This is a genomic window from Kiloniella spongiae (assembly GCF_001026905.1).
Classification (GTDB): Bacteria; Pseudomonadota; Alphaproteobacteria; order Kiloniellales; family Kiloniellaceae; genus Kiloniella; species Kiloniella spongiae.
Genome location: NZ_LAQL01000009.1, coordinates 141,367 through 153,400 on the forward strand (window position 1 = coordinate 141,367; position 12,034 = coordinate 153,400).

Sequence of the window (12,034 nt, forward strand, 5' to 3'; positions counted from 1 at the left end):
AGCTGATTTACACCTCAAGCGACGGATCGAACACGCGGACGCAAGAAGATAAGTCCGGCAAAGGCAATAAGGACAAGTGGCAAAACAGTTACAGCGACCGCCGTCCAGCTGAAACTGGAAATTAGAATTCCGGACCCAAAAGACGCCAAGGTTGAAACAAGGGCGATAAGGCTATCATTTGCCCCCTGCACAACAGATCTTTCACCCGCGCTCAGGTTTTCATTGAGCATATTCGTTGCACCGATAAACCCGAAGTTCCACCCAAGTCCTAATAAAATCAGGGAAAGATAAAAGTTTGTCAGCTCAATGCCTGCTATCGCAATTGCAGACGACAGACAAAGCATCAACAGGCCACAGGAAATAATCTTACTGGAACCAAACCGGGAAATGAGACTTCCGGTAAAGAAACTCGGCGCAAACATAGCAATGACATGCCAGCGGATTACATCCCCAGCCTGTACATCAGTAAAGCCACACCCGACCATGGCAAGGGGTGTCGGTGCCATTAACAGAACCATGACACCGAAAGAGATTGCGGCGCAAAGAATAGCGGTAAAGACAGCCGGACGCCGCACTATTTCGCCAACCGATGCGGTTTTCTCATCTCCACTCAATTGGCCAGAATTATTTGTTTCTCGCAATCGCAACGCAAGGATCGGGAGACACCCGATAACAGACAACACAGTGATCGCCCCATAGGCACCAGCAAAAGGGATTGGCGAGAAAAAATCTTTGCTGTAGATAAAAACCTCTGGCCCAACCAACGCGGCAACCAGCCCAGACCCCAGAGTGAAAGAAATCGCTTTCGGACGCCATGATTCAGAAACAACTTCAGCTGCTGCGAACCTGAAGTACCCAAAGCAAACCAGTGCACTTCCCATAGAAGCATGAGCCAAACACAAGGTATAGAAATTTTCATAAAAAAGGCTATAGAGACCCAAGGCCCCACCTAATGCAGCAATTGTTGCACCGAGTAGGAAACCGAGTTTACGGCCATACTTGCCCATGAAAACAGACATTGGGGCCGCCGTTAGCATGCCAGCCATCATCTGCACCGAAACCGGCAGGATTGCGAACTCACTGGAAGGTGCCAACATAGCCCCGGCCAACCCGCCCAAAATAATCAACATGGGCATTGGCGTTCCAAGAACCGCATTCCCAAGCAGAATCAATGAAAAATTCAATCGCTGTGTTTGTTCCGGCATATTCCCGCTATCGCTCGTACTATTGGTGGTATTCATACTAATCCTGCTCTGGGTTCATCATAAATCTTCTCATGGATAAGCTCTACTCTAACTCAAACACCTGTTGTCAAAAATGATATTTAACCATCAAATATTGCCAAATCATGAAACACAGACAATACTGGCCAGATTGAAACAGGAGCACAGCATTGAGACCAAAGAAGACATTGAGACCGAAAAAACCACTGAGAGCGCAGAAAACGAGCCGTGAAATCGGCGTTCTGATTTTTGATAACGCAAATCTTCTAGATATAAGCGGCCCCGTGCAAGCTTTTCATAGCGCCTTACCCCCAGAAAAGAATGCCAATAACACAGCACTCTACACACACCGTTTTCTCACGCTTGATGGTAATTCCATTCGCACCTCCTGCGGGATGGAAATTATCCCCCACGGAAAAATCACAGACTTAAATCCGTGTTCAGATCTGTTAATCCCTGGGGGTGGTGGTGTTGACCTGCTTCTTGAGAATGAAACCCTACGTAATACGCTAACGATTTTCCACACCGATCACAAAGATCGTCGATTAATTTCAATCTGTTCCGGCGCTCTTATTCTGGCGGCTTCAGGCGTTTTGGATGGGCGGGAAGCCACAACCCATTGGTCTCGCGAACAGATGGCAAAAGAACGCTTTCCCAAAGTGAACTGGCAACTCAACACCATCTATACAAAATCAGATCAGATTTATACATCCGCAGGTGTTTCAACAGGCATTGATCTGGCAATGGCAATTATCGAGGAAGATCACGGCACCTCAAACTCACTCAATGTTGCTCAAGAACTCGTTGTTTATCTCCGCAGAAATGGTGGACAGAAACAGTTTTCTGACCTTCTCGAAGCTCAAAAACGCCTTGAGCCGAAACTTCTACAACTTGTTGATAAAATTAGCTCTGACCTCAGCCGAAACTGGACATTATCCGAACTCTCCAAAGAGGCGAACATGACACCGCGCACCCTTGACCGCCGCTTCAATCAAGCTCTTGGCTCATCCCCTGTTCAGTTCGTCGAACTGACCCGCCTTAATCAGGCCAGAATCCTTCTTACCAAAGGTGTTTCAATGAAACAGGTCGCGAGTCTATGCGGCTTTGGTGATCTTCAGAAAATGCGCAGAAGCTTTCACCGCAACCTCGGCATTACAACAACAGAGTACCTGCAGCACTTTGGCCCCTCTTGACCAAGCTATGAGTCCTGAGTGTCGGGTTTCATGTCTGCATCAATGTCAGACAGATCTACGCTGCCTTTTTAGTTATGCGCCCTAAACTTCCATCAACTTCTAAAAACTCGCCATCTTCAACCCACTCCAGAGCACCGGGAATGTTAACCACAGTCGGCAACCCAAGTTCACGCGCAACAATAACACCATGAGACATAGCCCCTCCTATTTCCATAACAAGTGCGCCAGCCCTTAAGAAAAGCGGCGTCCAGGATGGATCTGTAAAGGGAGCAACCATAATATCGCCTTGCATCATGCCTTGTTCTTTATCGGGAGACGTCAGCACTCTGGCGGTACCTTGATACTGGCCGGGGAATGCCCCAAACCCCAATAATTCAGTTCCGGTCAATCGCTCAACAATCTGTTGAACAGGCTTTTGTCCAGGTTCTTCAGTATAAACATTTGCAACGGTTTCCTTAGCCCATTGATCATGCTTCAGGTTTCTCGACTCAATCAACTCACAGAGTCCTTTTCCACTCCATGTTCCTTCGACCAGGGCCGAAAACTCCTGAAAAGTAATCCAGCACAAATCATCAGCGGCTTGAATACGCCCCTCCAAAGCCATACGTCGCCCCTTTTCCATAACCAATCTTCGAGCTGGCTCCATTAGGGCAACAATCGCTGATTTGACGCGCTCTCGCAACGCCATACCCGCACGGGCCTGTTCCGCAGCGGCAATCAATGCCTTGCGTTGCCGCACAGGTAAAGCATCCAACATCTGCTTGAGATCATGATCAACAGCAGATCGACCCGAAGGCTCTTTTTCCTGATTCATAAGGAATTTAATTTGCTCAAACAAAAAACGGGGCGCTTCGCTCCAACGCGGATAGCGCATGTCCAACTCTCCGACGCCACGGTGCCCATAAAGATCCAGGTAATCCCGCAAAGCGGTTTCAAAAGCACTATCACCAACCTCGACAGGCAAATCCTTGCTTTCGAGTATATCCTTCGCCTTGGGGTCATTCCTTGCCACCTCAGAAATTGTACGCAGAGAAATAGCATGTTCAGCACTATCCATCTGCCCGCCCCCGCTCAAGAGAGCATAGGCAAGCTTCTGATATGCTTCAGATTTCAGTTTACGAACCTGTTGTTCAAAGAGAAAAAGCTTAATACCGCAATAGTTGGCGCCCTTTGCGAAATCTGGCATAAAGGCTTCTGTGTCTGCCATCCAGCGCCACAGGCTATCGGTCAACTCCTCTTCGTTCCATTCCGTCAAATCGTGTTTACGGAAAGATCGAACTCTTGCAAAAATGGCCGCACTCGCGTTTTCCAGCTTCTTATCCGCACCACTTATGAGCAACATAACCCTGATTCCACGCCAGATACGCTTTAATTTTACAAACAAACTTTCCTGTTCTGGTAAAGCGATAGCAGGTTGATGGCCACCAAGATTTTTATTGGAATCATCTGGACTTTGACCATACCCATCATACCAAAGCCATTGCAATTCAGACAGATTGGCATAACACCGCCCCTTAATACGCTTGATGGTATGAAGTCCTTTTGGGGTCTGGTATCCCGTGCAATTCGGGATCATGTGCAACATTTCAGGGATCGCTGATTCAATAACGCTCCAGCTCATCGGACAGGGGATTTCAGCAAGGACCTCCTTAAAGTTGGCATTGCTCCAGATAACGGGGTCAGACACAAGCTTCGGAAGTGTTAGATGCGGGAGGACTGTGACAGGACGCGCCTGCACAAAATACAAATCATCACCCTCAAAAACCCACTCTGTATCGTACGCGGTATCACCATCCCCCAAGGTCCAGTGAAGACGCGAAAGTTGATTAGCCAGGAATTCTAATTGGCCATTGTTTAAAGGACCATTTTCAACAGGAGAGGCACTCAAATCGTTCCGAAATATTTCATAGCGATATCCCTGTACCTGGCCATTAACCAATGCATCAGCCAATCCCGTGACAGCCTCGACAACCATGATATCGCGCCGTCCAGTAACCGGATCGGCAGTAAAAGCGACACCCGCTTTGATTGGCGCTTTCGAGTGTTCCTTTCCGCCAACCATTTCACAGAGAGTAATGGCCATGGAAACACCAAGAATATCAAACCCCATATGCTGACGGTAAGCCACTGCCGAAGGCGTCCACAAAGACGCAAAGCACTGTTTAACGGCCAAAATCAATTCATCAGTTCCTGTAACGGAAAGAACTGATTGATGCTGTCCAGCAAAGGATGCAGAAGCACCATCTTCTCCAACAGCAGACGAGCGCACGGCAAGATCAGCGTTCTGCAACTCATGTGCGGAAAGGCTTGCCTCTAGCTCTGAAATAAATGTTTTCGGCAACTCTGATGTAAGAAGAAGTTCATGTGTTTTCTCAATTAAAGAGAGATCATCCGGCTGCGATTTCAAATCCTTTAGCAAGCTTTCCGGCAAAGCTGCCTCAATCACCTCAAGATAAAGCGCATTCGTCAATGCCAGTGTTTTGGGAATTTTAAACCCATAGCGGTCAAGCCTTGCTAGCCCCCAGCTTTTGCCTCCAACACTATCAGCTCCACGGTCAAAGGCCTCTTCTATCGACAGAATAAAACGACTCATAACTTAACCCCCTCAAGAAAAAGCGATGTTGACTGTTCAGCCCACAGAGAAAGATTTGCGGCCTCAGGCCGCACAAACCACATAAACAGCCCTTGATAAAGCATGCCAGTGAACATCAACGACAAATTCATGGCCGGAATATCTTCGCGAATTTCACCCCTTTGCTGGCTCATCAAAAAAACTTCAGAAAGGAAATTGCGAAAAGATTCCGGACTATTGGGATCGGATGGCGCGGGCACACCACGTTCATCATAGGTACTACTTAAAACCGCTCGCCCTAACTTTGGATGTTGCTGGTTCCAGTCTGTAATTCCCTGTGCAATATCCGTCAAAATCTCTGAAAGTGGCGCATCATTTGATAATCGTTCTCTCGCACGTAGCACCATTGGCTGCGCGGCGCGACGAGCCAGGGCATGGATAACTGCATTCTTACTTGGGAAATTATAATAAAAGGTTCCTCGGGCAACACCGGACCTTTCAATAACCGCATCAACCGTAGCGACCTCGAAACTATCCTGATTCAAGATGCTTTCCATAGCATCCATAATTAAATCACGGGATTTAGGGCGAGATGTTTTGATCATAAGCGCTACTCTATTTTTAGACTATAGTCTAAATTTGTACGTTAGTCTAAAAATAGTCAAGCCTTATGATGAACTTTCACCCCTCCCAAGGAACGATAAGAAAATCCGAAAACGAATTTCCGGCACCAGTAATCATAAAAAAAGGGCTTGGAAATAAATTTCCAAGCACCAGTAATCATAAAAAAAAGGGCTTGGAAATAAATTTCCAAGCCCGGCAAGTACGACAGAGGAGGTATTAAGAAATACCTCAGCTTAGCTGAGATGATCCTTAATAAGCAGTTCAGCAATTTGAACTGCGTTAAGGGCCGCGCCCTTACGTAGGTTGTCAGCAACAACCCACAAACTCAGACCATTATCAACGGTTGGATCAACACGGATACGGCTTACAAAAGTAGCATCTTCGCCCTGGGCTTCATGCGGTGTCACATAACCTTCGTCCTGACGATAATCGATAACAGTAATACCTGGTGTATCTTTCAGTGCTTCACGAGCCTGCTCGACGGTTACTTCTTTTTCAAACTCAATGGAAACAGCTTCAGAATGACCGATGAAAACAGGGACACGCACACAAGTTGCAGTCACTTTGATTTTTGAATCGAGAATCTTCTTGGTCTCGACCATCATCTTCCACTCTTCTTTAGTGTACCCATCTTCCATGAAGGTATCGATATGTGGAATGACGTTAAAAGCAATCTGCTTCGTGAAGCATTCTTTCTTGATTGGATCATTCACAAAGATGCCACGTGTCTGGTTAAACAGCTCATCCATGGCATCCTTACCAGAACCAGATACTGCCTGATAAGTTGAAACAACAACGCGCTTGATCAACCCAAGTTCATGCAACGGCTTTAGAACGTGAACCATCTGAATGGTAGAGCAGTTCGGGTTGGCGATGATATTGCGTTTTTTATAGCCAGCCAAAGCTTCCGGATTAACTTCCGGCACGATCAAAGGCACATCCGGATCCATACGGAAGTGGGATGTATTGTCGATAACAACAGCGCCAGCCGCAGCAGCTTTTGGTGAATATTCCGCAGAGACCGCGCCGCCAGGTGATGACAGCACAATGTCGATACCGTTGAAATCAAAATTAGCAAGGTTTTGAACTGTCAGCTCACCCTCTTCACCAAAAGAAACCTGGGTACCCGCTGAACGGCTGGAAGCAAGCACAGTGATATCATTAATATCAAACCCACGCTCAGACAAAGTTGTTAGAACTTCACGACCTACGGCGCCTGTTGCGCCCATTACTGCAATCTTGTGACCCATGGCTTTAGCCTATGCTCTTTCATTTACTGGTCCAAAGGACCGTTACAAAAACCTTCTCATCCTCACCACTTCAAAAGTGGCAACAGAAGCCCTAAAGAAAAAGGGCCGCCCCTCAATGGGACGGCCCTTTTATTAGCCTTTATTCCCGAGAGGGTTTACCTACTGCCGCCCATCTTAACCTTCATGGTTTTGACAGGCGTGGTGGTAATCATGGTCCATGTAGTTGTTACAACTGGACGCGCAGCAGCGAACGCACGACGAAGAGACTTCGAAGTGTGTGCAGCGCGCGGGGCCATATGTGCAACGTTATTAAACATAAACTCTATTCCACTCGGGATTTAACTCGGGCGTAAACGTAATCAGCTTTATCTCATCGGTCAACAATGAAATTTTGGATTCTCTTGTTTGTACAACCAGAAACCCCTCAAACAAATTCACACCCGATTAACTTAAGCAGCCTGTTCGTCCAAAGCGCGAAGGAGAGCATCGCCCATACCTTCGGTTGAAACGATTTCACAGCCAGCAGCCATAATGTCGCCAGTACGCTTACCCGATGCTAGAACCTTGTTCACAGCATTTTCGATCAGATCGGCTTCATCCCCCATATCGAAAGAATAACGCAGGTTCATGGCAAAAGAGAGAATAGTTGCCAATGGGTTGGCTTTGTTTTCACCAGCAATATCCGGTGCTGAACCGTGTACAGGCTCGTACATTGCTTTGCGACGTCCGGTTTCATCGGTCGCACCCAAAGATGCGGATGGCAACATACCAAGAGATCCGGTCAACATTGCCGCAGTATCAGAAAGCATGTCACCAAAAAGGTTATCGGTCAGAATAACATCGAACTGTTTTGGTGTGCGCACCAACTGCATAGAACAGTTATCAGCATACATGTGAGACAGTTCAACATCGTCAAAACCTTCACCATGTAGCTTGGTTACTTCTTCACGCCATAACAGGCCAGATTCCATCACATTGGCTTTTTCAACTGAACAAACCCGGCTGTCGCGTTTGCGCGCGAGATCGAAAGCAACCTCTGCAACACGGCGAATCTCAGATGTTGTGTAAACCTGCGTGTTGATACCGCGACGCTCACCATTGCCTAGATCTTCGATACCCCGTGGTTCGCCAAAGTAAACACCACCAGTAAGTTCGCGTACAATCATGATATCCAGACCTGAAACCAGTTCTGGCTTCAGGGATGAAGAATCAACCAAAGCATCAAAACAAAGTGCCGGGCGCAGGTTGGCAAAGAGTTCCATTTCCTTACGAAGACGTAAAAGACCACGCTCTGGCTTAATAGAAAAATCAAGATTATCCCACTGTGGACCACCCACAGCACCAAGTAACACGGCATCGGCTTCCATTGCCTTGTCCATTGTTTCGTCAGCCAGAGGAACACCGTGTTTGTCAATCGCAGAGCCACCGACCAGATCTTCGTCGATATCAAAGGTCACTGCGCGACGCTTGTCCATCCAATCCACAACGCGACGTACTTCGCGCATAACTTCAGGACCGATTCCATCCCCGGGGAGAATCAATAGATTTTTATTAGATGCCATGTTTCTTCTTCCGAATTTTTACAAAGAGAAGACTGGCGATTGCCAGTCTTTCTATAACCACAGGCTCTTGAGGTAATCTCAATAATACCCCAGGGCCTCTTCACAAAAAAATGAGGGTCATAACCGACCCTCATCAAATTCTTACAGCCAAGGTTGCGTCGCTTTACGCTTGTTCTCGAACGTATCAATATGCGCAGACTTTTCAAAAGTCAGGCCAATATCATCCAGACCGTTCAGCAAACAATGTTTGCGATGGGCATCAACTTCAAAGCTGATTGTGCCGCCATCCGGGCCTTTGATTTCCTGCGTTTCCAAATCAACAGAAACAACAGCATTGGAACCGCGTTTGGCATCATCCATTAGCTTGTCCACATCTTCCTGTGGCAAAGCGATTGGCAGGATACCGTTCTTGAAACAGTTATTATAGAAAATATCCGCAAAGCTTGGCGCGATAACGCAGCGAATACCCTGATCCAACAGTGCCCACGGTGCGTGTTCACGGGACGAACCACAGCCGAAGTTGTCGCCAGTCACCAGAATTTGCGCCTCTTTATAGGCAGGCTCATCCAGAACGAAATCAACGGGATTGCCGTCTTCATCCGTACGTAGCTCATAGAACAAACCGGCTTTCAGGCCTGTGCGCTTCACAGTTTTCAAAAACTGCTTTGGAATAATCATATCCGTGTCGATGTTCACCAATGGCAAGGGAGCCGCCACAGAGGTGAGTGATGTAAACTTATCCATTCTCTGTAATCCTTTGCTTAATCGTATTTACGAACATCGTCGAAATGACCAGCGATCGCAGCAACAGCCGCCATTGCCGGGCTTACCAGATGCGTACGACCGCCCCGGCCCTGACGGCCTTCGAAGTTACGGTTTGATGTGGACGCACAACGTTCGCCTGGTGACAGACGGTCAGCATTCATCGCCAAACACATGGAACAACCGGGTTCACGCCAGTCAAAACCAGCTTCAGTAAAGATCGCATCCAGACCTTCTTCTTCCGCCTGAATTTTAACCAGACCAGATCCGGGAACAATCATGGCATAAACACTGTCGGAAACCTTACGGCCTTTTGCGATACGTGCCACTTCGCGTAAGTCTTCGATACGACCATTGGTACAAGACCCGATAAAGACTTTATCAATGGCAATATCCTTGATCGCCTGACCAGCTTTGAGATCCATATACTCAAGGGACCGCTCAATTGCAGATTTTTTGTTTTCATCACGTCCATCAGATGGCGCAGGAACAACAGCTGAAATGCCAACAACGTCTTCCGGCGATGTGCCCCAGGTAACCTGAGGTTCAATATCTGCGGCCTTGATGATAACTTCCTTGTCATAGGTCGCGCCTTCGTCAGAAGGTAGCGTTTTCCAATATTCAACAGCCTGTTCCCAGTTACCCGCTTTCGGGGCCATCGGGCGACCTTTGATATATTCGAATGTTGTTTCATCAGGGGCAATCAGACCCGCACGGGCGCCAGCCTCGATTGACATGTTACAGATCGTCATACGGCCTTCCATAGAAAGCTTACGCATAGCTTCACCAGCATACTCGATCACATAACCTGTGCCACCCGCAGTACCAAGAACACCAATGATGTGCAACACCATGTCCTTCGCGGTAACGCCCGGAAGCAAATCACCTTCAACAGTGATACGCATTGTCTTAGCAGGCTTCTGGATCAGTGTTTGCGTCGCCAGAACATGCTCAACTTCGGAAGTTCCGATACCAAAGGCAAGAGAGCCGAATGCACCGTGCGTCGCCGTGTGGCTATCACCACAAACAATCGTCATTCCCGGTAGGGTAAAGCCCTGCTCTGGGCCGATGATGTGTACAACGCCCTGACGAACATCATCCATACCAAAAAGCTGCACGCCAAACTCTTCACAGTTACTGGAAAGCGTTTCAACCTGAATGCGGCTTTCTTCGTCAGCGATTCCCTGTGCACGACCAGACGTCGGTACGTTGTGGTCGGGAACAGCAAGTGTGTTTTCCGGGCAGCGGACTTTACGGCCAGCCATACGAAGTCCTTCAAACGCCTGCGGGCTTGTGACTTCGTGTACCAGATGGCGATCAATATAAAGCAAACAGGTGCCGTCTTCTTGACGGTCAACCAGATGGCTATCCCAAATCTTTTCGAAAAGGGTACGCGGGTTACTCATCCTAACATCGTCCTCGTATATTTAACTGCGTATTTTTTGGGCGGCCATTCCCGCCTAAACAGGTTCTGTCAACGAGGCTGAACCTCTAACAGCGGCCAAGCAGTCTTCTTACTAGTTTCGCGCGGAGCATAGCGCTTCCGCAGTGCGGCGAAAAGTCCTTTAGAACGATTGAATCTGTTTTTATGACGATTCTATAAGAAAATTTCACTTTTGGACTGCAAATCACATACTTTATACAGAACGAAATTGTTCAACTTTCAAAAAATTGCTGTTTTTATGCCCTATTCCCCTCACGGGAAAAGTGAGTTCTCTGTGAGGAAAAATTGGAGCAAGAACATATAATTACCCGATATTCTCACGATCATTGACCATTTATGCCACAGGATTGTTACTGGACGAACACTCACCAAATGGCCTCAGTCTGCCCATAATAAGTACATAAGTTCATGACAGTGTGTTTTCAAACCAAGTTTACACTTAGGCTTTTAGGCAAAAAATGGGAGTTCATTTATATGGCCAGTTTTACACAGAGATTCTCCAGGCAACTGGCTGTGCCCCTGGCCCTGACAATACTGGTGTTCACCAGTGGCTTCAGCCCCTTCGAGTCGCTTTTTGCCCCGAGTTCCAGCCTTATCCCTCGCTGGGCTGATTTTAGTGCAGAGAGCACAGAAGCGGTCAATCAAAATGAATGGAACGTCTTCATCCAGAAATACCGCGAAGAAAACTATGACGGTATCGCGCGGATTGCCTATCACAGAGTTAGCTTTAATGACCAACTGGCCCTCAAAGAACATTTGAAATACCTGCAAAGCGTCAAAGTCAGTACTCTTAACAGAGACCAACAACTTGCCTATTGGGTTAACCTCTATAATGCAGCAACCGTAAATCTAATTCTGCAACACATGCCCGTTGAAAGTATCCGGGATATCAATATTTCCCCCGGGCTATTTGCATCCGGCCCTTGGGGAAAAAAGATTCTCCGCATAGAAGGCGAGAAAATTTCTCTGAATGATATTGAACATGGCATTCTGCGTCCAGGCTGGAAAGATCCTCGTATTCACTATGTACTGAACTGTGCATCTCTTGGCTGTCCTGATCTCCCCAAAAAGGTTATCACCGCCGAAGAATACGACACCCAACTAACGGCTGCAGCCCGACGCTTCATTGATCATCCACGTGCCGTAAACATCGGCGAGAATAACGAAGCGGTTGTTTCCAGTATCTATGTCTGGTTCAAAGAGGACTTTGGCGGTAGCGATGCATCTGTACTGGACCACCTGCGCACCTATGCATCCAAAGAACGCCAGAAAGAGTTGATGAAAATTAGATCCATAGAAAACCATACCTATGACTGGGACCTAAACTCAGTTCCCGTCGTAGCCACGGCATCAACGGGATCCTAAATAAACTATTAATTCCCTGGTAAAATCTCCAACTCCATA

10 protein-coding genes are annotated in these 12,034 nt (G+C 47.4%); 2 read left to right on the forward strand and 8 right to left on the reverse strand.

The window, feature by feature from the left end; genetic code table 11:
• Positions 1-14: 14 nt before the first annotated feature.
• Entirely contained in the window at positions 15-1,241 is a 1,227-nt protein-coding gene (locus WH96_RS14910; RefSeq protein ID WP_082130511.1) for an MFS transporter, read from the reverse strand.
• Positions 1,242-1,393: 152 nt separating this feature from the next.
• Between WH96_RS14910 and WH96_RS14915 the strand changes: the two genes are divergently transcribed.
• Positions 1,394-2,416: a GlxA family transcriptional regulator gene (locus tag WH96_RS14915; RefSeq protein WP_053005975.1), complete on the forward strand. Its 1,023-nt coding sequence runs from the start codon at positions 1,394-1,396 to the stop codon at positions 2,414-2,416.
• A gap of 55 nt (positions 2,417-2,471) precedes the next feature.
• On the opposite strand, the gene WH96_RS14920 is transcribed toward WH96_RS14915, so the two are convergent.
• The 7 genes from WH96_RS14920 to leuC all read right to left on the reverse strand — a co-directional run bounded on the left by WH96_RS14920 (position 2,472) and on the right by leuC (position 10,592).
• The gene (locus tag WH96_RS14920) at positions 2,472-5,009 is read right to left on the reverse strand and encodes a PEP/pyruvate-binding domain-containing protein (protein ID WP_047764982.1); all 2,538 of its coding nucleotides are present in this window, start codon (positions 5,007-5,009) and stop codon (positions 2,472-2,474) included.
• Complete coding sequence (locus tag WH96_RS14925; RefSeq protein ID WP_047764983.1) at positions 5,006-5,593, reverse strand: TetR/AcrR family transcriptional regulator; 588 nt, start codon at positions 5,591-5,593, stop codon at positions 5,006-5,008. The genes WH96_RS14920 and WH96_RS14925 overlap by 4 nt, the downstream gene beginning before the upstream one ends.
• Positions 5,594-5,845: 252 nt before the next feature.
• On the reverse strand, positions 5,846-6,862 hold the full coding sequence (locus WH96_RS14930) for an aspartate-semialdehyde dehydrogenase (protein WP_047764984.1): 1,017 nt from the start codon (positions 6,860-6,862) through the stop codon (positions 5,846-5,848).
• Positions 6,863-7,017: 155 nt separating this feature from the next.
• Positions 7,018-7,179, reverse strand: coding sequence for a hypothetical protein (locus WH96_RS22000; protein WP_156176821.1), 162 nt, complete (start codon positions 7,177-7,179; stop codon positions 7,018-7,020).
• A 132-nt stretch (positions 7,180-7,311) separates the two neighbouring features.
• Entirely contained in the window at positions 7,312-8,424 is a 1,113-nt protein-coding gene (gene leuB, locus WH96_RS14935; protein WP_047764985.1) for a 3-isopropylmalate dehydrogenase, read from the reverse strand.
• A gap of 141 nt (positions 8,425-8,565) precedes the next feature.
• Positions 8,566-9,168, reverse strand: coding sequence for a 3-isopropylmalate dehydratase small subunit (gene leuD, locus WH96_RS14940; RefSeq protein ID WP_047764986.1), 603 nt, complete (start codon positions 9,166-9,168; stop codon positions 8,566-8,568).
• Positions 9,169-9,185: 17 nt separating this feature from the next.
• A complete protein-coding gene (gene leuC, locus WH96_RS14945; protein ID WP_047764987.1) occupies positions 9,186-10,592 on the reverse strand; it encodes a 3-isopropylmalate dehydratase large subunit in 1,407 nt (468 codons plus the stop codon).
• A 512-nt stretch (positions 10,593-11,104) separates the two neighbouring features.
• On the opposite strand from leuC, the gene WH96_RS14950 reads away from it, so the two are divergent.
• Positions 11,105-11,995, forward strand: coding sequence for a DUF547 domain-containing protein (locus WH96_RS14950; RefSeq protein ID WP_053005977.1), 891 nt, complete (start codon positions 11,105-11,107; stop codon positions 11,993-11,995).
• The last annotated feature ends 39 nt before the right edge of the window (positions 11,996-12,034 follow it).

Coding starts and splice junctions, on each gene's coding strand:
- WH96_RS14925 (WP_047764983.1), bottom strand. CDS start 5,593: ATGATCAAAACATCTCGCCCTAAATCCCGTGATTTAATTATGGATGCT.
- leuC (WP_047764987.1), bottom strand. CDS start 10,592: ATGAGTAACCCGCGTACCCTTTTCGAAAAGATTTGGGATAGCCATCTG.
- WH96_RS14910 (WP_082130511.1), bottom strand. CDS start 1,241: ATGAATACCACCAATAGTACGAGCGATAGCGGGAATATGCCGGAACAA.
- leuB (WP_047764985.1), bottom strand. CDS start 8,424: ATGGCATCTAATAAAAATCTATTGATTCTCCCCGGGGATGGAATCGGT.
- leuD (WP_047764986.1), bottom strand. CDS start 9,168: ATGGATAAGTTTACATCACTCACCTCTGTGGCGGCTCCCTTGCCATTG.
- WH96_RS14930 (WP_047764984.1), bottom strand. CDS start 6,862: ATGGGTCACAAGATTGCAGTAATGGGCGCAACAGGCGCCGTAGGTCGT.
- WH96_RS22000 (WP_156176821.1), bottom strand. CDS start 7,179: ATGTTTAATAACGTTGCACATATGGCCCCGCGCGCTGCACACACTTCG.
- WH96_RS14920 (WP_047764982.1), bottom strand. CDS start 5,009: ATGAGTCGTTTTATTCTGTCGATAGAAGAGGCCTTTGACCGTGGAGCT.
- WH96_RS14950 (WP_053005977.1), top strand. CDS start 11,105: ATGGCCAGTTTTACACAGAGATTCTCCAGGCAACTGGCTGTGCCCCTG.